Origin of the sequence: Bradyrhizobium sp. NBAIM18 (assembly GCF_020193825.1) — a bacterium.
In the GTDB taxonomy this organism is placed as follows: Bacteria; Pseudomonadota; Alphaproteobacteria; order Rhizobiales; family Xanthobacteraceae; genus Bradyrhizobium; species Bradyrhizobium yuanmingense.
In genome coordinates this window covers 32,727-54,888 of the sequence record NZ_JADYVO010000016.1, presented here as the reverse complement: position 1 = coordinate 54,888, position 22,162 = coordinate 32,727, and the positions used below count along the sequence as shown (strand labels likewise).

Sequence of the window (22,162 nt, the reverse complement as noted above, 5' to 3'; positions counted from 1 at the left end):
GCGATTGTTCCTGAATTTGACGGAGAAGAAAAGCGTGTTGCGCGCATCGCTGTGCGGCCGTCGGTCAGCTAACGCCGACAGAGCCGACCTCTGCGACAATTCGTCGTTTGGCCGCGTGCCGAGAGGCGGAATTTGAGCGGCCGAAGCGGTCAGGCCACGCGCCGGACCGTGTTCAGCGTCTCGATGGTGCGACCGACTTCCGAGGCGAGACACGGCTTGCCGAAATAATAGCCTTGGACCGCGGTGCAGCCGCATTCGCGGACGAAGTCGAGCTGTTCCTCGGTTTCCACGCCCTCGGCCGTGGTCTCGACGCCGAGCACGGAGCCGAGGCTCGCGATCGTTCTGGCAACGCTCTCCGGGCTTTCGCCGAGCGTTCCGACGAAGGAGCGATCGATCTTGATGCGGTCGAACGGAAACTTGCGCAGATAGCTCAGGGAGGAATAGCCGACCCCGAAATCGTCGAGGCTGACGCGCACCCCGAGTGCGCGGAGCTGGTGCAGGATGTCGATGGTCGCCTTGCTGTCGTCGAGCAGCGCCGTCTCCGTGACCTCGAGCTCGAGCCGCTGCGGCGGCAGGCCGGCTTCCGCGAGCGCGCTCGTGACCATCGCCACCAGCCCGCGGGAGCGGAACTGCACCGGAGACAGGTTCACGGCGACGGTGACGCCGGGCCAGGACGCGGCGGTGGCGCAGGCCGTGCGCAGCACCCATTCGCCGATCGGAACGATCAGCCCGTTCTCCTCCGCAATCGGGATGAACTCGGCCGGAGAGACGAAGCCGCGCGAGGGATGCTTCCAGCGCAGCAATGCCTCGAAGCCGGTGAGCTCGGAGGAATCGAGCCGCATCTGCGGTTGGAACACCAGGTGGAATTCACGCCCTTCCAGCGCGCCGACCGAGTCCTGCTCCAGCGCGTGCCGGCTGCGCGCCTGTTCCTCCATCTCGGGCTCGAACAACTGATAGGCTCCGCGCCCCTTGGCCTTGGCCTGGTAGAGCGCGAGGTCGGCGCATTTCATCAGCTCATCGGCATCGAGTCCGTGGTCGGGCGCGATCGCGATGCCGACGGAGACGCCGACATGGATCGACTGGCTTTCCAGCGGCGGCGGATGACCGATGATCTCGACCAGGCGGCGGGCGAGCGCCTCGGCCGATTGCGGCTGCGGCCCGCGCTGGAGCACGGCGAACTCGTCGCCGCCAAGCCGCGCGACGGTGTCGTGCTCGCCGACATTCTCCTTGAGGCGCGCCGCGACCCAGCGCAGCAGGCGGTCGCCGGCGGCGTGGCCGAGGCGGTCGTTGACGGTCTTGAAATTGTCGAGGTCGAAGCACAGCACGGCCATGGCGCCGCCGGCGATCGCGACCTGGTTCAGCCCCTCGCCCATCTTCTCGCGGAACAGCGTGCGGTTGGGCAGGTCGGTGAGCGAATCGTGCCGCGCCATGTGCGCCACCCGGGCCTGGGCCTTGTGGCGCTCGGTGACGTCCTCATAGGTCACGACCCAGCCACCATGCTCCATCCGCTTGTGGTTGAGCTTGATGATGCGGCCGTCGTTCAAATGGCGGTGCAGCGTGTGCTCGCCCTCGCGCAGCCTCTCGACGTAGTCGGCATAGAGCTTGGCGCCGGTCATGTTCGGATGGATGCCGAGCTCGCAGGCGTGCTCCATGATGTCGCGCATCGAGACGCCTGGCTTCACGGTCTCCGGCGACAATCCATACATCTCAATATAGCGGCGGTTGCAGACGATCACGCGCAGGCTGGCGTCGAGCATGCACAGGCCCTGGCTCATGTTGTTCAGGGCGGCGTCGAACCGGCGGTACTGCTCGCTCAGCTCCTCGATCGCACGCTCGCGCTCGGTAATGTCCTCATAGGTGGCGACGAAGCCGCCTTCGGCCAGCGCGCAATAGCGCACCGAGATCACCGTGTCGTTCGACATGCGCCGGCGCATCGGCGAGGAATCACGGCTTGCGATCCGCGCGCGGGCGGCTTTGAGGATCTGCTGCGGGCTGTATTCCGGGGAGAACGCGCCGTTCGCCATGGATCGCTCGATCAGCTCGGCGAGGTGCGTGCCGGGGCGGGTCTCCTCCGGCGACAACAGATAGATCTTGAGGTAGGTGGAGTTGCAGACCCGAAGCCGCATGTCGCTGTCGAAGAAGGCGAGCCCGTGCGCCATGTTCTCCAGCGCCGCATCGAGGATGAAATTCTGCTGCCGCAGCGTTTCCTCGTATTGCAGCCGCTCCGTGACGTCCTCGTGCACCGTCACCCAGCCGCCGTCGGGCAGGAAGCGGGAGACCGCCTGCACCATCCGTCCGTCGTAGCGCATCACCAGCAGCGTCTTCGGCTTCCTAGTGCGCACGTCCTCCAGCCGGTTCTGGTAGAATTCGTCGCTCGACATGCCCGGCAGGTTGCCGCGCGACATCCAGTGCTCGATCACCGTGGAATGCGCGACGCCCGGTTTCACGATCTCGGGGTCGAGGTTGTAGAGCTTCAGGAACCGTTCGTTGCAGACGACGACACGGCTGTCGACGTCGTACATGATCAGTCCGTGCGACATGTTGGCGAGCGCGTGCTGGCTGCGCTCGGTCTGCACGCGCAGTTCCGCTTCGAGCCGGGCGAGGCGGGTGACGTCGTCGCAGATCGTCATCCAGCCGCCGCCGGGAAGCGGCTTCAGCTCGAGCGACATGACGAGGCCGCTCGCTAGCATTTGCTCGGTGCGGAACGGCTTGCCCGCGGCGATCTGTGCCATCCGGGTCGAATACAACGCCTCGAGCTGGTCCTGCGCAAAGTTGCCGCGGCTTGCGCTGTGCGCGAGCACCTCTCGGTAGCTCGTGCCGACCCGCACGATGTCGGCCGACATGTCGAATAGCGCCAGGTAGCGCTGGTTCGTCAGCACGATCCGGTTGTCGGCATCGTAGACGCAGACGCCTTGCTCCATGTGGTCGAGCGCAAGCTGGCTCAGCGCGACCAGGGCGTCAGGGCCCTGCTCACCGCCTGTACCAAGCTCGCTGTCGCGGATCGACGTCATGGGTCGGCGGGGCCCCGGCAGGCAATAGACTTAATGCAACCTAATTCAGCCGCCGAGGCTAGCGAACAGGCCGGAAAATTCCCTTAAGCGCTGTAGTTTACGGAGAATGACCGGCGATGGTGAGCGCACGCGTAAACGGCCCGCTGCCAAGGCGATAGGCCGTAGCTCCGGACGAGCGCGGCGGTATTCCCGCTCCGCTCGTACAGATTTACAGAGCCGGGCGTTGCTCTACGGCCCGTACAGCACGAGCTCCGTGTCGGTGAGGTCGCCGAGCTGTGGCTGGTGCGGGCCCCTGAAGTATTTCCGGCCGCGCCGCTCGGTGTAAATGCCGACGAGCCCGGGAACCGGACCGTTGGCATCGACGGCCACCGCGATCTTGCCGAGCCGCAGCAGCAGCCGTCCGATGCGGCCGGCGCATTCGGCAAATTCTGCGGTGCTCCGGCAATAGATCAGCTTCATGGCGGGCGGTGCGATGAAACCGCGACGGATGCGCACCGGTTGCAGGATGAAGGGGAAGGTTCCCATCGGCGTGCGGCAGACGAGGCTAAGGCAATTGTAGCGCGCATGTCGGGTCAAAAGCTCGGTCTCCGCCTCGGAAAGCCCCTTGATCTCCTTGGCGTGCGGCGGAATGACCTCGATCTCGTTCCAGCGCGGGACGCGCGCCAGCGCAGGCACGGAGAAGAATATGCCGCGGCAATAGGCGCGAAAGCCCTGCGTCTCGATGATCGGCCAGGTCCACTGCGCCGGGCTGATGTTGAAGTAAGTAACGTGCTTGTGCCGCTGGGCGATCTTGGTCAGCAGCGGCGCGTAGTTGCGGTAGGCCGGGTCGACATACCAGCTCGACAAATTGCATCGGATGGCGGTCTCTTCGCCCTCCTTGCGTTCGCTGTAGATCAAGAGCAGCACGCCGACCGGCCTGCCGTCGTCGTCGAGCATGTAGCCGAAGCGCGGATAGCCCTCCGGCACGGCCCGAAAGGCCTGCCGGCGCAGACCCTGGATCCAGTAGTCGCGTGAACGGCCGACGAAGCCGCGCGTCAGCAAGTCCGCGATCTTATCGACGTCGGACTCGGTGATCTCGCGGCATCGGACCTTGGTATGGATCACGCTCGTCTTGCCCGTGGAAATGGTCGGCCTCGTGAGGTCTATCGTTTCAGCATGATCTTCTCGGAAAACCGCTCCGCACTTTTCCGGATCATGGTCTAGCGCCAGCCTTCGCCATGGGCCTCGGCCGCGACAGGCGGCTGCAGGGCGAGGATGTCCCGCACCTTGGCGGGCCAGGCGGAAAGATCGGTGCCGTGGGTGTGGAACATGGCGACGGCCAGGCGGTCCATGCCGAAGGCCACGCAGCCGGTGTGCGCCGGCTCGCCGTCGGCGTCCTGAATTCCCCAGGTCGTGCCGAAATGCTCGCGGTGATAGTTGAAGCTCATGCACGCCGTCGGCTGCTCTTCCGAGCGCAGCGGGATGAGCAGCTCGAACTTGAGCTGCTGCTGCTTCTGGCTCACCGCCTTCATCTGGCCGACCCGGCCGAAGAACGGATCGCTGGCATAGTCGACTCGGAAGCTGAGGCCGAGGTCGGTCGCGATCTTCTGCGCGCGCACCATCCAGCGCTCGCGGAAATCGGCGACATCGTCGGGGCTGCCGATGCAGACATATTCCCGCATGCGGAACGATTGCAGCCGGTCGAGATGTTTCGACGGCTCGCGGCGGAAGCAATCGGCGGCAACGTCGAAGCGCAGGCCGCCCTTCGGCAATTGGCCACGGCTCGCCGCGATCGGGTAGACCGGATAGCAGGCGGCCGGCGACAGCACGAGATCGGCCGGCGAGAGCGAGGTGGTCCAGTCGCCGCCGGCATCGAAACGGCTCACCGCAGCGTTGATCTCGCGTTCGGTGCCGTGCAGGCCGCAGACGCAGCCGAGCAGGTTCGGAAAGCTCTTGAGATAGCCGGACTTTTCCAGCTGCGCGCGGCTCATCACCGGCGGGAAGCGCATCACCTCGGTGCCGGCTTCGCGATGGCTGGTGATCAACGCGGCAAGTCGCTCGACGATGCCCTCATAGAGCGCGGTACGGGCATAGACGCCGTCGGCGCCCATGCGGTGGAACAGCCGGTCGGCGAGATGATCGAGCGGATCGATCTGCTGCGGCGCGGTCGCGGGCGATTCGGGGAGGACGGCAATATTCATGGGTCGATGTCCTGCTATCTCAAAATTTTCTTGTTGAATCGGTCGCGGAGGGTACGTCAGTCGCGAAGGCTCGCCGGCACCCCGCTCATCAATGTCGATGTCGCGGCATTGGCCAGGATCCGGTCGTTGTTGATCATGATCGGCGACGACAGCACGTCGCGGAGGTGGCGGCCCATGGTGAACTCGCCGTCGTTGCGGTAACCGGAAAGACCCGTGGTGCGCATCGCATGCATCACGGTCTCGACCGCGAGCTCGGAAGCCTGCACCTTCAGAAGCGTGATCGACGACTGGAAGTCGAGCGAGCCGAGCGCACGCTCGTCATGCTCGACACGGGCGAAAGCGTCGATATTGGCGGCGATCAGCGCGCGCAGCCTGGCCAGTGACATCTTGGCGGCGGTGAAGTGCGCCGCAGCCGGCGGCATCTGACCGCCGGACGAGCGCGCTGCCTTGCGGATGAAGGCCTGCGCGCGGGTCACGGCCGCCGCGGCGATGCCGGCCCAGGCCGACGACCAGCACAGATGCGCGAACGGCGTCATGGTCTGGGCGTGGATCTTGTCGTAGGCTTCAGGGAAGACGCGGTCGGCGGGGCAATCGACCTTCAGCTCGAAACCGGTCGAGCAGGTGCCGCGCATGCCGAGCGTTTCCCAACCCAGCGTCCGTTTCAGCGAATAATCGTCCTTGGCGAGGGCCAGCAGAACCTGGTCGGAGGCAGCAGCATCGGTGGCCCGGCGGGCGATGGTGACGAGGCCGTCGGCCTCGGCACCGTAGGAGATCACGGTGGCGTCGCGCACCAGCGAGACGGTGTCGCCGGCATGATCGACTGCGGCGGCGCTGGCGCGGATGTTGCCGCCGTTCTGGCCTTCGGTGGTGGAGGAGGCGAGCAGCCACTGGTCGCGCGCGACCCGGCGCATCATGGTTTCCATCCAGGGAATGCCATGGCCATGCCTGACGACGCAGGCGACCTTGGTCTGGTGCATCGCGTAGATCATCGCCGTGGACGCGCAGGCGCGTCCGAGCGTGTAGCAGATGTCGGTGACGTCATGGATCGAGGCGCCGAAGCCGCCGAACTCGACCGGAATCATCACGCCGAGCAGCTTCTGCTCGCGTGCGACGTCGAAGGCCCGGTGCGGGAAGCGGGCGTCGCGATCGACCTCGTCGGCGTCGGCCGCGGCCGCTGCGGCGGTCCGGGCGGCGCGCTCGATCAGGGAGGGACCCTGCTCGAAAAAGCTCGCCTGCATTTCGTCGACAGTGAGGACTGCTTCACGCACGTTCATGCTCGTCCGCCTCCGGTTTGCCGTTCGAGATCGCCGGCATCGTTCGCGATGCCGCTTGAAGCGATCCTCCAGCCATCTTTGCTTGTGAGACGAGGCTACGGATTTAATTCAAATTCGTCGATGAAATAGAGGGTAAACAAAACCCAATTCCGAACGAACAGTTAAGGCCCGGTTGTTCGCATCACCGGATTTTCCGGCATCGCGTTAGGACTCTGGAAGAAGCCCGGATTTCGGACAATCTGAGTCATCGTTTACTAAGAATCGCGAAGTATTGGTGCAGCCCATTGCAGGACCGGCAGCCCGCACCCATCGTAGCCGGCGGTCCGGTCCGACCCCGATAGACAAGATGGGAAATTTTACCGATGCAGTCCTTCTATAGCGATTTGCGCAACCGCATCACCAAGCTGGTGAAGGGCATTCTCGAACAGAATTCGCTCACCGCGGAGGTTACACCTTCGGCCAAGCTCGTCGATATCGGCCTGACCTCGATGGACATGGTCAATCTCATGCTCGGCGTCGAGGCCGAATTCGACTTCACCATTCCGCAGTCCGAGATCACGCCGGAGAATTTCCAGTCCGTCGAGACGCTGGAGCGGATGGTCGCGATGCAGCTCCAGCCGGCGACCGCGGCTTAACAGGGGCGCATCTCCCCCCGTTCCAAATCCGCCGCAAAACTGGCATAGCTTAACCATGTCGCATTTGGCGGACAGGGTGGAGCAGGCATGACGCAGGCGGTATTGGGCATCATCGGCGGCTCGGGCATCTATGACCTGCCCGGCTTAGAGGGTGCGCGCGAAGAGGTGATCGAGAGCCCCTGGGGCGAGCCGTCGGCTCCTTTAAGGCGTGGCTCCATCGCCGGCCTGCCGATCGTGTTCCTGCCCCGGCATGACAAGGGGCACCGGCTGTCCCCCTCCGACATCAATTATCGCGCCAATATCGACGTGCTTAAGCGCGCCGGCGTCACCGACCTGATCTCGCTCTCGGCCTGCGGCTCCTTGAAGGAGGAACTGCCGCCGGGCACCTTCGTTCTCATCGACCAGTTCGTCGACCGCACACATAAGCGCGAGAGCTCGTTCTTCGGCCGCGGCTGCGTCGCGCATGTGTCGATGGCGCACCCGGTCTCGCCGCGGCTGCGCATCCATCTGGCGGCCGCCGCGGAGGCGGAAGGCATCGCGATCGCGCGCGGCGGCACTTATGTCTGCATGGAAGGGCCGCAATTCTCCACTTACGCGGAAAGCATGACCTACAAGACGCTGGGCTATTCCGTAATCGGCATGACCAATATGCCCGAAGCCAAGCTCGCCCGTGAGGCGGAGATCTGTTACGCCACCGTGGCCATGGTGACGGATTTCGACTGCTGGCATCCCGACCATGATGCGGTCACTGTGCAGGACATCATCCGCGTGCTGAATTCGAACGCCGACAAGGCGAAGGCGCTGGTGGCGCGGCTGGCCAGGGACTTTCCGCGCGAGCACGAGCCGTGCCCGATTGGTTCGGACCGTGCGCTCGACACCGCGCTGATCACGGCGCCCGAGGCGCGCGATCCCGAGCTCCTGAAGAAGCTCGATGCGGTGGCCGGGCGCATCCTGCGAGCGTGAGACGCAAGAAAAACGAAAAGGCAGAATGCCATGAAGGTCGACGGCAAGCATTTCCGCAGCATCTGGCGCGAGCGCGACGGCTGGTCGGTCGGCGCGATCGATCAGCGCCGGCTGCCGCATGAATTCGTCGTTGCGCGGCTGACCTCGTGTGAAGATGCGGCCGTTGCTATCAGGGACATGCTGGTGCGCGGCGCGCCGCTGATCGGCGCCACCGCCGCCTACGGCATGGCGCTCGCGATGCGCGAGGACGCCTCCGACGCCGGGCTGCAACGCGCCTATGACACGCTGGTCGTGGCGCGGCCGACCGCGATCAATCTGAAATGGGCGCTGGACGAGATGCGCGCGGCGCTCGCGCCGATCGATCCGGTGGAACGGGCGGAAGCGGCCTATGCGCGCGCCGACGAGATCGCCGAGCAGGACGTCGAGATCAATCGCGGCATTGCCGACAACGGCCTGAAGCTGATCGAGGCGACCGCGGCGAAGAAGCCGGGCGAAGTCGTCAACGTGCTGACCCATTGCAACGCCGGCTGGCTCGCCACCGTCGACTGGGGCACGGCGACGGCGCCGATCTATCTTGCGCATGAGCGCGGCATCAAGGTCCATGTCTGGGTTGACGAGACGCGTCCGCGCAACCAGGGCGCCTCGCTCACGGCCTGGGAGCTTGGCCATCACGGCGTGCCGCACACGGTGATCCCGGACAATACCGGCGGGCACCTGATGCAGCACGGCATGGTCGATCTCGCCATCGTCGGCACCGACCGCGTCGCCGCCAATGGTGACGTCTGCAACAAGATCGGCACTTACCTGAAGGCGCTTGCCGCGCATGATAACGGTGTGCCGTTCTACGTCGCGCTGCCGTCGCCGACGATCGATTTCGCCGTCCATGACGGCATCCGCGATATCCCGATCGAGCAGCGCAGCGGCGTGGAGGTCACCGACATGACCGGCCGCACCGCGGACGGCCGGCTGGAGACGGTACGCATCGTGCCCGAAAACTCGCCGGTCGCGAACTACGCCTTCGACGTGACGCCGGCGCGGCTCGTCACCGGTCTCATCACCGAGCGCGGCGTGCTGAAGCCGGATCGCGCCGCGCTGGCGTCGGCATTTCCGGAGCGGACGTCTACGGCGGCGAAGTAGATTTGGTTGGGCGATATCTCGCCACAACCGTCATTGCGAGCGCAGCGAAGCAATCCAGACTCCCTCCGCGGAAAGACTCTGGATTGCTTCGCTGCGCTCGCAATGACCGCGTATGTCGAACTACCCCAGCTTCAGCCCCGTCGCCGTCTCCAGCTCCGCGATCGCCTGCGCCCCGCTCGTCACCTTGATCGTGGTCATGCCCATCTGACGCGCCGGCTTCAGGTTCACGCCGAGATCGTCGAGATAGACGCAATTGCTCGGGTCGACCTTCAGCGTCTCGACCATCATCTGGTAGATGCGTGGATCCGGCTTGCGCAGACCGATCTTGGCGGATTCGATGACGTGATCGAACAGCACCATGACTTCGGCGATGTAGAGGGAGCGCCCCGTCATGCTGCCGATCGCATTGGCCGGCAGATTGTTGGTGATGCAACCGGTCTTGAATTGCGCCTTGATGCGCTTGAGGGCCTCGACCATCTCCGGGCGCAGATCGCCCTGCAGCAGCGGCAGCACGTCTCGGCCGCGCACCTCCGCACCGAGCGCGAGCGATTCGGCGGCGAACAATGCGTCGAACGTCTCGATGTCGACCTCGGCCCGTTCGAATTTGGCCCAGGCGTTTTCCAGATGATTGGCGGCGTTGGTGCGCCGGATGATATCGGCGGGCAGGCCGCGCTCGGTCTCGAACCGAGTGAACGCCTCGAAGGGCGAGCTCGTCAGCACGCCGCCGAAATCAAAGATCACCGCCTCGATCGCCAATGTCCTGCCCTCGTCAATTGCTTTCCAAGAGGGCTAGCATGCGCTATCGGCAAGGGCCAGTCCGAAGCAATCGCCCGCCTTCATCGATGCCGATGCGTGTTCCCATGAAGAAGCTCGCCACCCTCATCGCAGCTACGCTGCTGCTCGCTGCGCCCGCTCACGCCATCGTCGGCGGCGGCACGCCGCAGGCAGATGGCGTCGCCCGCGCCGTCGTCACCATCGTCGGCTCGCGCGGCAATTTCTGCACCGGCAGCCTGATCGCCCCGAAGCTGGTGTTGACGGTCGCCCATTGCGTGCAGCCGGGCGCGGATTACAAGGTGGTCGATCGCGGCGGCGACGGCCAGCCGCAATTGCTGAACGTGCGCACCGTCGCGATCCATCCGAACTTCAACATGCAGGCGATGCAGGCGCATCGCGCCACCGCCGACGTGGCGCTGCTGCAGTTGGAAATTCCACTGAAGGGAAAATCCACGGTGACGGTCGGCATGCCCACGATTCCAATTCAGGTCGGCAGTCGCTTCGTCGTCGCCGGCATCGGCGTCACGGTTCTCGGTGATGGCAAGAGCGGCGGCACGACGCGCGTCGCCGGCCTCGTTGCGACCGGACAGCCCGGCACGCTCCAGATCCGTCTGGTGGATCCCGTAACCAACGGTGTTCGCGGCGGAATTGGCGCCTGCACCGGCGATTCCGGCGGCCCCGTGTTCGAGGACAGGTCGAACGGTCCCGTGCTCGTCGGCCTCATCAGCTGGTCGACAGGACCGAACGGCGCCGCCGGTTGCGGCGGCTTGACCGGCGTGACGCCGCTGACGCTCTATCGCGACTGGATCGTGCAGACCGCGCGGAGCTGGGGTGCGGCACTGTGATTTGACCGCGACTTGATCTATGTCATTTTGAAGCGGAGGCGCGGCGGGTGATCATGCCCGTCGCGGAGGAAACGCGCCGTCCAATCAAGGACGGCCACAAAGACAAGCAAGGCATAGAAGCAACAATGAATGTCGCTGTTCGCAGTCACGCCACGGCCAAACAGGCTTCTGAACATTTCGACGTGCTGATCGTCGGTGCCGGCATCTCCGGCATCGGTAGCGCCTATCACATCCAGAAGCAGCTTCCGGGCACGAGCTACGTCATCCTGGAGACGCAGGAAACATTCGGCGGCACCTGGAGCACACATCGCTATCCCGGCATTCGCTCCGACAGTGATCTGCATACCTTTGGCTACAGCTTCAAGCCTTGGGTCGGCCCGCCGATTGCGACCGCCGAGGAGATCCTCTCCTATATGAAGGAGGTGATCGACGAGAACGATATCGCCAAGCACATTCGCTACAAGCACAAGATCAATTCCGCGAGCTGGTCGAGCGAGCAGAATCTCTGGACCATCGACGCCGTGACGACCGACACCGGCGAGCCCAGGACCTTCACCGCGAACTTCCTCTGGATGTGCCAGGGCTATTACCGCCATTCCGAAGGCTACACGCCGGAATGGAAGGGCATGGACCGGTTCAAAGGCCGCATCGTCCATCCGCAGACCTGGCCCGATGACATCGGCCTTGCGAACAAGAAGGTCGTCGTGATCGGTTCGGGCGCGACCGCGGCAACACTGGTGCCGAACATCACCGACAAGTGCGCCCATGTCACCATGCTGCAGCGCTCGCCGACCTATTTCCGCCTCGGCCGCAACGCCATCGAGATCGCGGAAGAGCTGCGCCGGCTGCAGGTCGACGAAGCCTGGATCCACGAGATCGTGCGGCGCAAGATCCTGTTCGAGCAGGATGCGTTCACCAAGCTCTGCGTGTCCAAGCCCGAGCAAGTGAAGAAGGAGCTGATCGGCCAGATCAGCGCCGTGCTCGGTCCCGACTACGACGTCGAGACCCATTTCACGCCAAAATACCGGCCGTGGCGGCAGCGCATCGCCTTCGTGCCGGATGCCGACCTGTTCAAGGGCATCGCCAGCGGCAAGGCCTCTGTCGTCACCGACGAGATCGAATGCTTCGTCGAGAACGGCATCCAGCTCAAGTCCGGCAAGCTACTCGAGGCCGATGTCATCGTCACTGCGACCGGCTTCAATCTTGCCGCGCTCGGCGATATCGCCTTCGAGATCGACGGCAAGCCGCTCGCCTTCGGCGACACCGTCACCTATCGCGGCATGATGTTCACGGGCGTGCCGAACATGGTCTGGGTGTTCGGCTATTTCCGCGCCAGCTGGACGCTGCGCGTCGATCTCGTCGCCGATTTCGTTTGCCGGCTGCTCGGGCACATGAAGGCGAAGGGTGCAAAGAAGGTCGAGGTCAAGCTGCGACCTGAAGACCACAACATGCCGATCCTGCCCTGGATCGATCCGGAAAACTTCAACCCCGGCTACATGATGCGCAACATGAACCTGCTGCCCAAGCGCGGCGACAAGCCGGAATGGCAGCACAGCCAGGATTACTGGACCGAGAAGGACGAGATTCCGAAGACGGACCTGGACGACAAGGCTTTCGTCTACAGTTGAGGATGCTGATGTAAGGGGCGATTAGCCGCACACTCCACTGTCGTCCCGGGGCGCGAAGCGAGCCCGGGACCCATTACCACAGGGAGTGGTTATGAAGCGAGCTGGTCACTCCGAGTCTTCGCCAAACTACTCCCTGTGGTTATGGGTCCCGGATCGGCGCGCGCTTGAGGCGCGCTTGTCCGGACGACACCGTCGGGTGCGCGGCATCTCAACTCATTGCCGCACGCTCACGAATTCCGCCGCGTCGCATTCGCGGCGATCGCGGCCGCGGCGGTCCGGTTCTCGACGCCGAGCTTGGCGTAGATCTGCTCCAGGTGCTTGTCGACGGTGCGCGGGCTGAGGCCCAGAATTTGTGCGATGTCGCGGTTGGTCTTGCCCTTGCTGAGCCAGGCCAGCACCTCGCCTTCGCGCGTGGTGAGGCCGAGCTCGCTGGTGAATTCGGGCGGCAGCGCGGTGCCGGCTTCCTTGGACAGCCGCAGCAGGAATTCGTTCGGCGCGGTCTCGCCCATGTAGTAGAAGCGGAGCTGCGGATTGTCGGGCAGCGACGCGGCCTGGGATTTCGAGCCGCTCTTGGCCTTCGCCTGCTCGAGCCATTGCAGCAGCGTCGCCGGCAGCACGAAGTCGTCGGCCTGCGCGCCGTGATGATCGGATAGCAGCTTCTGCGCCTGCGGCGTCGCCCACAGCACGCTGCCCTGGCGATTGACCGCGAACAGGAAACGGCCGGAGACGTCGAGCGCGGCGCGCGCGCTCTGGGTCAGCCGGGCATTGCCGAGATGGACCCGGATGCGCGCCAGCATCTCCTCGATCACGATCGGCTTGGTCACGTAGTCGACGCCGCCGGCCTCCAATCCACGCACGATGTGCTCGGTTTCGGCCAGACCCGTCATGAAGATGACTGGGACATTGGCGAGACCCGCATCGCGCTTGAGCCGGCGGCAGGTCTCGAAGCCGTCGATGCCGGGCATCACGGCATCGAGCAGGATGATGTCGGGCGTGATCTGGTCGATGATGCGCATCGCCGCGGCGCCGTCGAGCGCCACCATCACCGTCATGCCGGCGCCGTCGAGCGCGTCGGTGAGCAGCCGGAGCGTCTCCGGGGAATCGTCGACGACGAGCGCGACGTCGCGCTTCTTCGATTCAATGCTCATAAGCATGCAACGTCTTCAATGTGTCCATGTACTGGTCGAGATCGAAGCGATCGACCAGCGACCGCATCTGCGCGACGAAGTCGGCATGCTCGGGGTGCTCGCTGCCGATCTCGTCCAGCTTCAGCTGGATGCCCTTGACGTAGCCGATCTGGCCGAGCCCGATCAGCGCCTCGATGTGCCGCAGCGGCGGCTTCGATCCGGTCTCCGGATGCCAGAACGGCACCGCGACCTCATGCGAGCCGTATTGCCATTCGATCTTGAGAAGCTGGCGAATCGTCGCCAGCAGCCGCGGGATGTCGATCGGCTTCATCAGGTAGCCGTCGTGGAAGGGCTGCGCCAGCGGCGTGCCATGAGCCTCGAGCGCGCTTGCCGACACCATCAGGATGCGCGCCTGATGGTGGCCGCTGGCGCGCAAGGCCTCGGCGACCGCCCAGCCGTCCATGGCGGGCATCGAGATGTCGAGCAGGAACAGATCGGGCCGGCAATGCTGCGCCAGTGCGAGGCAGCCGGCGCCGTCGGGTGCGCTGAGCAGGATGAAGCCGAGCGGCGTCAGCACCTCGCGCAGGAGGTCGCGATGCACGGGATCGTCGTCGGTGACGAGGATGGTCTTGCGCGGGCCGTGATAGCCTGAGACCGGCGCCTCCACCGGCGCGGTGCGCTGGGGATTGGCGACCTCCGAGAGCAGGATCTTGACCCTGAAGGTCGAGCCGGTGCCGACCGTGCTCGTGACCTTGATGTCCCCGCCCATCACGCCAGCGAGCAGGCGGCTGATGGTGAGCCCGAGGCCCGTGCCGGTCTGCGGCTGCGACGCGCCGAGCGCACCCCGCTCGAATGGCGCGAAGATACGTTCGAGGTCGCCGCCCTGGATGCCCGGGCCGGTGTCGATCACCTCGAACTCGGCGACCGGGCTGCGGTAGTGCACCACGAACTGCACGCTGCCGGACTGGGTGAACTTGATGGCGTTCGAGAGCAGGTTGATCAGCACCTGACGCAGCCGCTTCTCGTCGGCATAGACCACCCGCGGCAGCGTCGGCGGCCGCTTGAACACGAAGTCGATGCCCTTGGCGGCGGCCTGGAGGCGGAACATGCCGACGAGCTGGTCGAGGAACTCGCTCAAGCGCACCTCGTCGCGCGACAGATACAGCCGCCCCGCCTCGATCTTGGAAATGTCCAGGATGCCGTCGATCAGCCCGGAGAGATGGTCGGCGCTGCGGCGAACGACGCGGACCTGGTCGCGCGGCTTGGCACCAAGGCTCGTATCCTGCTCGAGCAGCTGCGCATAGCCGCTGATCGCATTGAGCGGCGAGCGCAGCTCGTGGCTCAGCCCGACCACATAGCGGCTCTTGGCGAGATTGGCGGATTCGGCGACCTCCTTGGCACGCTGGAGCTCGGCATCGGTGCGCTTGTGCGCGTCGATCTCCTGGATCAGCAGCGCGGTCTGCCGCCGCGTCTCGGCCTCGGCGGCGCGGCGGCTCTGCTGCGCCAGCACGAACAGCCACGCCACCACGCCGATGATGATGCTGAGCGAGAAGAACACCTTCCACAGCACGTCGGACACGAGCTCGTTGTCGCCGTGCACGTTCGCCGACGTCTGCAGATAGATCAGTCCCAGCACCAGGGCGATCAGGCCGGCGGAGACCACGAACACGCCGATATAGTGGCCGACTTGCGAGTTGATCCGGGCGTAGATCGGCTGCGGCATCAGCCGGCCCAGCGTTTCCGACACCTGCGCCTGGAATCTCGCGTGCGGCTTGCAGAGATCGTGGCAGCGCGCATCCAGCGAACAGCACAGCGAGCAGATCGGGCCTGCGTAAGCGGGGCAGGAGGCCATGTCCTCCGGCTCGAACGAGTGCTCGCAGATGCAGCACTGGATCGCCTCGATGTTCTGCCAGCTCCGCTTCGGCTTGCGCGCGATGTAGTATTTGCCGCCTGTGGCCCAGGCGATCAACGGCGCCGTGAGGAAGGCCGCGGCGAGCGCGATGAAGGCCGACAGCGCCTTCGCGGTCGGCCCGAACAGGCCGTAGAAGGCGCTGATCGAGACGATGGTCGCGATCGTCATCGCTCCCACGCCGACCGGATTGACGTCGTAGAGATGCGCGCGCTTGAACTCGATCTGCTGCGGCCGCAGTCCGAGCGGCTTGTTGATGACGAGGTCCGCGACCAGCGCGCCGACCCAGGCGATCGCGACGTTGGAATAGAGCGCCAGCGTCTGCTCCAGGGCCTTGTAGACGCCGATCTCCATCAGCAGCAGGGCCACGACGACGTTGAAGACCAGCCAGACCACGCGCCCGGGATGGCTGTGGGTCAAGCGCGAGAAGAAGTTCGACCAGGCGATCGAGCCGGCATAGGCGTTGGTGACGTTGATCTTGACCTGCGACAGGATCACGAAGGTGCCGGTCAAGGCCAAAGCGAGGTCGGGCTGCGACAGCACATAGCGGAATGCTTCGAGATACATGTGCGCCGGCTCGGCGGCTTCTTCGGGCGGCACGCCGTGGCTGAGTGCGAAGAAGGCGAGGAACGAGCCCGCCAGCAGCTTCAGCGCGCCCAGCACGATCCAGCCCGGCCCCGCGCTCATCAGCGCCATCCACCAGGAGGCCCTGGAGGCGCGACGGTCGCGCGGCAGGAACCGCAGGAAGTCGACCTGCTCGCCGATCTGCGCCACCAGCGAGAACACGACCGAGGCCGCAACGCCGAACAGCAGGAGATCGAAATGCCCGTTGAGGTCGCCGTGCTCGCCGGAGAACTTGTGCCACTCCGCAAAGGAGCGCGGGTTGTGCCAGGCGATCGCGGCAAACGGAATGATGTGAAGGATCACCCACAGCGGCTGCGTCCACAATTGGAAGCGGCTGATCAGCGTGATGCCGTAGGCCACCAGCGGGATGATGACGACGGCGCTGATGAGATAGCCCACCGGCCGCGGAATCCCGAAGCACATCTCGAGCGCTGAGGTGAGGATCACGGCCTCGATCGCGAAGAAGATGAAGGTGAAGGAGGCGTAGATCAGCGAGGTGACGGTCGAGCCGATGTAACCGAAGCCGGCCCCCCGCGTCAGCAGGTCGATGTCGATGCCGCATTTGGCGGCATAATACGCAATAGGCACCCCGCAGCCGAAGATGATGATGGAAACCACGACGATGGCGGCAGTCGCGTTGGTGACGCCATAGTTCAGCGTGATGGTCCCGCCGATCGCCTCCATCGCCAGGAACGAGATCGCGCCCAGTGCCGTGTTGGCGACGCGGGCGGCGGACCAGCGCCGCGCGCTCTTGGCGGTGAAGCGCAGGGCGTAATCTTCCAGCGTCTGGTTGGCGACCCATTGATTGTACTGGCGCCTGACGCGGTCTATTCGCTGCCGCCCTGCCACTTAACCCCACTCCCGATACGGACCCGGACCCCTCGCAAATTCCGTACCAGAAGCCTACGTCGGCATTTTGCGGTGCAGTATACGCGATCTTGCGTATGCGCGCGCTGCATAAATTCGAGCCATCCTCACGGGCACCAATCGCGTGTTCTCGAACAAAAGTGGGGTGCTCATGTCAGACGAAGCAAACAAGGGCCTGTTGTCGCCGCTGCGGCGCAAATTATTGATGGGAATGGCCGCGGTGCCGGCCATCACCATGCTGCCGCGCGGGTCATTTGCGCAGGCGCCGGCGACCTCGGCGGTCAACACCACGGGTCTGGCCGTCACCGACACCGAGGTCACGGTCGGCATCCTGCATTCGGCGACCGGCACCATGGCGATCTCCGAGACCGGCTCGATCCAGGCCGAAAAGCTGGCAATCGAGCAGATTAACGCGGCGGGCGGCGTGCTCGGGCGCAAGATCAAGTTCATCCAGGAGGACGGCGCGTCGGACTGGCCGACTTTCGCCGAAAAGGCGAAGAAGCTGCTCGTCAACGACAAGGTGGCGGCGATCATGGGCTGCTGGACCTCGGCCTCGCGCAAGGCGGTGCTGCCGGTCGTCGAGCAGTATAACGGCATGCTCTACTACCCGACCTTCTACGAAGGCCTCGAGCAGTCCAAGAACGTCATCTACACCGGCCAGGAAGCGACCCAGCAGATTCTCGCCGGCCTCAACTGGATCGCCAAGGAGAAGGGCGCCAAGTCGTTCTTCTTCATCGGTTCGGACTACATCTGGCCACGCACCTCCAACAAGATCGCGCGCAAGCACGTCGAAAACGTGCTCAAGGGCAAGGTCGTCGGCGAGGAATATTATGCGCTCGGCTCGACGCAGTTCAACTCTGTCATCAACAAGATCAAGCTGACCAAGCCGGACGTGATCTTCACCGACGTCGTCGGCGGCTCGAACGTCGCCTTCTACAAGCAGCTCAAGGCGGCTGGCATCGATCTCTCCAAGCAGGCACTGCTGACGATCTCGGTGACCGAGGACGAGATCGACGGTATCGGCGGCGAGAACATCGCGGGCGCCTATGCCTGCATGAAGTACTTCCAGTCGCTCGACAATGCGAACAACAAGGCTTTCGTCTCGGCGTTCAAGAAGATGTGGGGCGAGAAGACCGTGATCGGAGACGTCACCCAGGCTGCCTATCTCGGCCCGTGGCTGTGGAAGCTGACGGTCGAAAAGGCCGGCTCTTTCGACGTCGACAAGATCGCCACGGCTTCTACGGGTGTCGAGTTCAAGGGCGCGCCGGAAGGCTATGTGCGCATCCACGAGAACCATCACCTCTGGTCGAAGACCCGGGTGGGGCGCGCCAAGCTCGATGGCCAGTTCGAGCTGATCTACGAGACCGCCGATCTCGTCGAGCCGGATCCGTTCCCGAAGGGTTACCAGTAAGAAGCGTTACCGGTAAGTCGCGGCGCCCGTCCCACCCCCTCAAGACAAAACCGCTCCCTGGCGTGGATCGCAAGTCCATGCCTCAAGCCCCCGCGTCGCGAACCTGCTCGCGACGCGGGACCCTTTCCCGACGGAGGACATGGATGTTCGGCGACTATTCGATTGGCGACCTCGGCTCGATCTTCGTCATGCAGGGGTTTGCCGGACTGATCCTGTTCTCCGTCTATGTCCTGATGGCACTCGGCCTCGCGATCATCTTCGGCCAGATGGGCGTCATCAACATGGCCCATGGCGAGTTCATGATCCTCGGGGCCTACGTCACCTGGATGACCTCCAATCTCTTCCAGGCCTATTTGCCGAGCCTGTTCAGCGGCTACTTCTTCCTCGCGATGATCCTGGCCTTCTTCGCCTCCGGCGCCTTGGGGATGTTGGTGGAGTGGGTGTTGATACGGCACCTCTACAAGCGCCCGCTCGATACGCTGCTCGCCACCTGGGGCCTCAGCCTGATGCTGCAGCAGGCCTATCGCTCGGTGTTTGGCGCGCGCGAGGTCGGCGTCGAGCTGCCGCAATGGATGCTGGGCTCGCTGCGCGTCACCGACAGCATCGAGGTGCCGATCAACGGCGTCTTCGTGATGTGCCTCACCGTGCTGATCACCATCGCCGTCGCCTACGTCCTCTACATGTCGCGCTGGGGCCGCCAGGTGCGCGCGGTCGTGCAGAACCGCATCATGGCCGGCGCGGTCGGCATCAACACCGAGAAGGTCGACCGCTACACCTTCGGCCTCGGCTGCGGCATCGCCGGTGTCGCCGGCAGCGCCTTCACCATGATCGGCTCGACCGGGCCGACGTCGGGCCAGCTCTACATCGTCGACACCTTCCTCGTCGTCGTGTTCGGCGGCGCCGCCAGCCTGCTCGGCACCATCGCCTCGGCCTTCTCGATCTCGCAGACGCAATCGACGCTCGAGTTCTTCATGTCGGGCTCGATGGCCAAGGTGCTCACACTGCTCGCCGTCGTCGGCATCCTGATGCTGCGGCCGCAGGGTCTGTTCGCCCTCAAGGTCCGCAAATAACGAGAAGCAGGCAAGTCATGATCATCAACTCACGCTTCTTCAACCGATCCGAACTGATGGGCTTCATTGCGCTCGCCGCCGTGCTGTTCGTGATCCTGCCGCTGACGCTTGACGTGTTCCGCCTCAACCTGGTCGCGAAATATCTGACCTATGCCTTCGTCGCGATCGGCCTCGTGCTGTGCTGGGGCTACGGCGGCATCTTGAGCCTGGGGCAGGGCGTGTTCTTCGGTCTCGGCGGCTATTGCATGGCGATGTTCCTCAAGCTCGAAGCCTCCAGCGTCGAGAACACCAAGATCCAGTCGACGCCCGGCATCCCCGATTTCATGGACTGGAATCAGATCACGGCGCTGCCGTTCTTCTGGCAGCCGTTTCACAGCCTCACCTTCACCATCCTCGCCATCATCCTGGTCCCCGGCCTTTTCGCTCTGATCATCGGCACCGCGATGTTCAAGCGCCGCGTCGGCGGCACCTATTTCGCGATTATCACCCAGGCCGTCGCCGCCATCCTGACCATCCTCATCGTCGGCCAGCAGGGCTATACCGGCGGCATCAACGGCATGACCGATCTGCGCACGCTGAAGGGTTGGGACATCCGGCCCGATCACGCCAAGATCATCCTGTACTTCGTCGAGGTGGTGTTGCTGTTCGCCTGCATCGGCATCGCGCAGTTCATCCGCCTCACCAAGCTCGGCCGCATCCTGGTGGCGATGCGCGAGCAGGAGGACCGCGTCCGCTTCTCCGGCTACAGCGTCGCCAACTTCAAGATCTTCGCCTTTTGCATGGCCGCGATCTTCGCCGCGATCGGTGGCGCCATGTTCGCGCTCAATGTCGGCTTCATGTCGCCGTCCTTCGTCGGCATCGTGCCGTCGATCGAGATGGTGATCTACACTGCGGTCGGCGGACGGATGTCGATCTTCGGCGCGGTCTGGGGCGCGATCCTGGTGAATTTCGCCAAGACCAGCCTGTCGGAATCCTTCCCGCAACTCTGGTTGTTCGGTCTCGGCGCGCTGTTCATCGCCGTCGTGCTCGCTTTCCCCAACGGCCTGTCCGGGCTCTGGGCCGATTACGTGCAGCCGCGCATCGACCGGCTGTTCGCCTCGCGCAAGCCGAAGTCTGGCTGGACCGACAATTCCGTCGCCGACGGCGCGCCGGCAGAGTGAGGAGGCGATCATGCTTATTGGACACCAGCCCAAGGACTTCCTGCTCGCGGTCTCAGGCCTCACCGTCTCGTTCGACGGATTCAAGGCGGTCAACGACCTCTCCTTCTATGTCGAGGAGAACGAGATCCGTGTCATCATCGGCCCCAACGGCGCCGGCAAGACCACGGTGCTCGATTTGATCTGCGGCAAGACCAGGGCGACCTCGGGCTCGATCCAGTTTCGTGGCAAGGAGCTCACGAAGATGAAGGAGAACGAGATCGTGCAGACCGGCGTCGGGCGCAAGTTCCAGACGCCGTCGGTGTTCGAGGATCTCACCGTGTTCGAGAACCTCGAGATCTCGTTTCCGCGCGGCCGCACCGTGTTCGGCTCGCTGACCTTTCAGCGCGACCAGCTGGTGAAGGACCGGGTCGAGGAGGTCGCCGAGATGATCTTCCTCAAGGAGAAGCTCAACACCTATGCCGACGAGCTCAGCCATGGCCAGAAGCAGTGGCTCGAGATCGGCATGCTGCTGATCCAGGATCCCGACCTCTTGATGCTCGACGAGCCCGTCGCCGGCATGAGCGTGTCCGAGCGCGCCAAGACCGCCGAATTGCTCAACCGCATCATCAAGAACCGTTCGGTGCTGGTGATCGAGCACGACATGAAGTTCGTCGAGGACATCGCGCACAAGGTCACCGTGCTGCACCAGGGCCAGATCCTCTCGGAGGGGACGATGGAGAAGGTGAAGAACGATCCCAAGGTCATCGAAGTGTACCTCGGTCACTAGCGCATGATCCCGGAAAGTGGCGTCCGGTTTCCGGACAAGATCATGCGCAAGAAGCAAGGAGCACGCTGATGCTGGCTATTTCCGATCTCCACGTCGCCTACGGCCAGAGCGAGGTGCTGCACGGGCTCAACGTCAAGGTCGCGGCGAACGAGATCGTCGCGATCATGGGCCGCAACGGAATGGGCAAGACCACGCTGATGAAGTCGCTGATGGGCATCCTGCCGGCCAAGAGCGGCTCGGTGAACATGGATGGCGCCGAGCTCGGCAACCTCAAGAGCTTTGAGCGCGTCGCCAAGGGTCTCGCCTACGTGCCACAGGGCCGCATGATCTTCTCCACCATGACGGTGAAAGAGAACATCGAGACCGGGCTCGTCGTCTCCGGCGGCTCCGAGGTGCCTGACGACATCTACGAACTGTTCCCGGTGCTGCTCGAGATGAAGGGCCGCCGTGGCGGCAATCTCTCCGGCGGGCAACAGCAACAATTGGCGATCGCGCGCGCTCTCGCCACCAAGCCGAAGGTGCTGCTGCTGGACGAGCCGACCGAAGGCATCCAGCCCTCCATCATCAAGGAAATGGCGCGCACCCTAAAGCGCATCCGCGACGAGAAGGGGCTCTCGATCGTCGTGTCCGAGCAGGTCCTCAGCTTCGCGCTCGACATCGCCGACCGCGTGCTGGTGATCGAGAACGGCGAGATCGTGCGCGACGATCCGCGCGATGCCGTCGATGCCGCGCAGGTCTCGAAATATCTGTCCGTCTAACCAACCGTGTAAAAGGGGAGCAT

17 protein-coding genes are annotated in these 22,162 nt (G+C 64.3%); 10 read left to right on the top strand and 7 right to left on the bottom strand.

All coding sequences use genetic code 11. The features are described 5' to 3' along the window. Positions 1-149 precede the first annotated feature (149 nt). The 4 genes from I6F17_RS27575 to I6F17_RS27560 all read right to left on the bottom strand — a co-directional run bounded on the left by I6F17_RS27575 (position 150) and on the right by I6F17_RS27560 (position 6,465). Complete coding sequence (locus I6F17_RS27575) at positions 150-3,011, bottom strand: PAS-domain containing protein (protein ID WP_225126239.1); 2,862 nt, start codon at positions 3,009-3,011, stop codon at positions 150-152. A 228-nt stretch (positions 3,012-3,239) separates the two neighbouring features. After that, positions 3,240-4,115: an acyl-CoA acyltransferase gene (locus I6F17_RS27570; RefSeq protein ID WP_225126241.1), complete on the bottom strand. Its 876-nt coding sequence runs from the start codon at positions 4,113-4,115 to the stop codon at positions 3,240-3,242. A gap of 95 nt (positions 4,116-4,210) precedes the next feature. After that, positions 4,211-5,191: an amino acid--[acyl-carrier-protein] ligase gene (locus I6F17_RS27565; RefSeq protein WP_225126242.1), complete on the bottom strand. Its 981-nt coding sequence runs from the start codon at positions 5,189-5,191 to the stop codon at positions 4,211-4,213. A 56-nt stretch (positions 5,192-5,247) separates the two neighbouring features. Continuing rightward, entirely contained in the window at positions 5,248-6,465 is a 1,218-nt protein-coding gene (locus I6F17_RS27560) for an acyl-CoA dehydrogenase family protein (protein WP_225126244.1), read from the bottom strand. Positions 6,466-6,827: 362 nt separating this feature from the next. Between I6F17_RS27560 and I6F17_RS27555 the strand changes: the two genes are divergently transcribed. The 3 genes from I6F17_RS27555 to mtnA all read left to right on the top strand — a co-directional run bounded on the left by I6F17_RS27555 (position 6,828) and on the right by mtnA (position 9,200). Continuing rightward, complete coding sequence (locus I6F17_RS27555) at positions 6,828-7,100, top strand: phosphopantetheine-binding protein (RefSeq protein ID WP_225126245.1); 273 nt, start codon at positions 6,828-6,830, stop codon at positions 7,098-7,100. A gap of 87 nt (positions 7,101-7,187) precedes the next feature. Then, the gene (locus I6F17_RS27550; protein ID WP_225126247.1) at positions 7,188-8,063 is read left to right on the top strand and encodes an S-methyl-5'-thioadenosine phosphorylase; all 876 of its coding nucleotides are present in this window, start codon (positions 7,188-7,190) and stop codon (positions 8,061-8,063) included. A 30-nt stretch (positions 8,064-8,093) separates the two neighbouring features. Beyond that, on the top strand, positions 8,094-9,200 hold the full coding sequence (mtnA, locus tag I6F17_RS27545) for an S-methyl-5-thioribose-1-phosphate isomerase (RefSeq protein ID WP_225126249.1): 1,107 nt from the start codon (positions 8,094-8,096) through the stop codon (positions 9,198-9,200). 120 nt (positions 9,201-9,320) lie between these two features. On the opposite strand, the gene I6F17_RS27540 is transcribed toward mtnA, so the two are convergent. Further along, positions 9,321-9,956 (bottom strand): HAD-IA family hydrolase, encoded by a 636-nt coding sequence (locus I6F17_RS27540; RefSeq protein WP_036038481.1) that lies wholly within the window; start codon positions 9,954-9,956, stop codon positions 9,321-9,323. Positions 9,957-10,060: 104 nt separating this feature from the next. Here I6F17_RS27540 and I6F17_RS27535 point away from each other — a divergent pair, with 104 nt between their 5' ends. Next, the gene (locus I6F17_RS27535; RefSeq protein WP_225126251.1) at positions 10,061-10,819 is read left to right on the top strand and encodes a trypsin-like serine protease; all 759 of its coding nucleotides are present in this window, start codon (positions 10,061-10,063) and stop codon (positions 10,817-10,819) included. Positions 10,820-10,944: 125 nt separating this feature from the next. Then, entirely contained in the window at positions 10,945-12,447 is a 1,503-nt protein-coding gene (locus I6F17_RS27530; RefSeq protein WP_225126260.1) for an NAD(P)/FAD-dependent oxidoreductase, read from the top strand. 227 nt (positions 12,448-12,674) lie between these two features. Here I6F17_RS27530 and I6F17_RS27525 read toward each other — a convergent pair whose 3' ends face one another. Both I6F17_RS27525 and I6F17_RS27520 read right to left on the bottom strand, forming a co-directional pair. Beyond that, positions 12,675-13,595 (bottom strand): response regulator, encoded by a 921-nt coding sequence (locus I6F17_RS27525; RefSeq protein WP_225126327.1) that lies wholly within the window; start codon positions 13,593-13,595, stop codon positions 12,675-12,677. Next, positions 13,585-16,956 carry an ATP-binding protein gene (locus I6F17_RS27520; RefSeq protein ID WP_225126281.1) on the bottom strand — a complete coding sequence of 1,124 codons (3,372 nt, stop codon included), beginning with the start codon at positions 16,954-16,956 and terminating at the stop codon, positions 13,585-13,587. The genes I6F17_RS27525 and I6F17_RS27520 overlap by 11 nt, the downstream gene beginning before the upstream one ends. A gap of 169 nt (positions 16,957-17,125) precedes the next feature. Here I6F17_RS27520 and urtA point away from each other — a divergent pair, with 169 nt between their 5' ends. The 5 genes from urtA (at position 17,126) to urtE (ending at position 22,139) form a co-directional block, all read left to right on the top strand. Next, positions 17,126-18,385 carry an urea ABC transporter substrate-binding protein gene (gene urtA, locus I6F17_RS27515; protein ID WP_036002134.1) on the top strand — a complete coding sequence of 420 codons (1,260 nt, stop codon included), beginning with the start codon at positions 17,126-17,128 and terminating at the stop codon, positions 18,383-18,385. Between the two features lie 143 nt (positions 18,386-18,528). Further along, positions 18,529-19,455: an urea ABC transporter permease subunit UrtB gene (gene urtB, locus I6F17_RS27510; RefSeq protein WP_057025951.1), complete on the top strand. Its 927-nt coding sequence runs from the start codon at positions 18,529-18,531 to the stop codon at positions 19,453-19,455. A 17-nt stretch (positions 19,456-19,472) separates the two neighbouring features. Beyond that, complete coding sequence (urtC, locus tag I6F17_RS27505; RefSeq protein WP_157285376.1) at positions 19,473-20,615, top strand: urea ABC transporter permease subunit UrtC; 1,143 nt, start codon at positions 19,473-19,475, stop codon at positions 20,613-20,615. 10 nt (positions 20,616-20,625) lie between these two features. Then, positions 20,626-21,381 (top strand): urea ABC transporter ATP-binding protein UrtD, encoded by a 756-nt coding sequence (urtD, locus tag I6F17_RS27500; RefSeq protein WP_225126283.1) that lies wholly within the window; start codon positions 20,626-20,628, stop codon positions 21,379-21,381. A gap of 68 nt (positions 21,382-21,449) precedes the next feature. Then, positions 21,450-22,139 carry an urea ABC transporter ATP-binding subunit UrtE gene (gene urtE, locus I6F17_RS27495; RefSeq protein ID WP_036002119.1) on the top strand — a complete coding sequence of 230 codons (690 nt, stop codon included), beginning with the start codon at positions 21,450-21,452 and terminating at the stop codon, positions 22,137-22,139. Positions 22,140-22,162: the final 23 nt, after the last annotated feature.

What these genes read in the sequence shown, in the direction of transcription:
- I6F17_RS27575 (WP_225126239.1), bottom strand. Translation starts at nt 3,011, where the DNA reads ATGACGTCGATCCGCGACAGCGAGCTTGGTACAGGCGGTGAGCAGGGC.
- I6F17_RS27565 (WP_225126242.1), bottom strand. Translation starts at nt 5,191, where the DNA reads ATGAATATTGCCGTCCTCCCCGAATCGCCCGCGACCGCGCCGCAGCAG.
- I6F17_RS27560 (WP_225126244.1), bottom strand. Translation starts at nt 6,465, where the DNA reads ATGAACGTGCGTGAAGCAGTCCTCACTGTCGACGAAATGCAGGCGAGC.
- I6F17_RS27555 (WP_225126245.1), top strand. Translation starts at nt 6,828, where the DNA reads ATGCAGTCCTTCTATAGCGATTTGCGCAACCGCATCACCAAGCTGGTG.
- I6F17_RS27550 (WP_225126247.1), top strand. Translation starts at nt 7,188, where the DNA reads ATGACGCAGGCGGTATTGGGCATCATCGGCGGCTCGGGCATCTATGAC.
- mtnA (WP_225126249.1), top strand. Translation starts at nt 8,094, where the DNA reads ATGAAGGTCGACGGCAAGCATTTCCGCAGCATCTGGCGCGAGCGCGAC.
- I6F17_RS27535 (WP_225126251.1), top strand. Translation starts at nt 10,061, where the DNA reads ATGAAGAAGCTCGCCACCCTCATCGCAGCTACGCTGCTGCTCGCTGCG.
- I6F17_RS27530 (WP_225126260.1), top strand. Translation starts at nt 10,945, where the DNA reads ATGAATGTCGCTGTTCGCAGTCACGCCACGGCCAAACAGGCTTCTGAA.
- I6F17_RS27525 (WP_225126327.1), bottom strand. Translation starts at nt 13,595, where the DNA reads ATGAGCATTGAATCGAAGAAGCGCGACGTCGCGCTCGTCGTCGACGAT.
- urtA (WP_036002134.1), top strand. Translation starts at nt 17,126, where the DNA reads ATGTCAGACGAAGCAAACAAGGGCCTGTTGTCGCCGCTGCGGCGCAAA.
- urtB (WP_057025951.1), top strand. Translation starts at nt 18,529, where the DNA reads ATGTTCGGCGACTATTCGATTGGCGACCTCGGCTCGATCTTCGTCATG.
- urtC (WP_157285376.1), top strand. Translation starts at nt 19,473, where the DNA reads ATGATCATCAACTCACGCTTCTTCAACCGATCCGAACTGATGGGCTTC.
- urtD (WP_225126283.1), top strand. Translation starts at nt 20,626, where the DNA reads ATGCTTATTGGACACCAGCCCAAGGACTTCCTGCTCGCGGTCTCAGGC.
- urtE (WP_036002119.1), top strand. Translation starts at nt 21,450, where the DNA reads ATGCTGGCTATTTCCGATCTCCACGTCGCCTACGGCCAGAGCGAGGTG.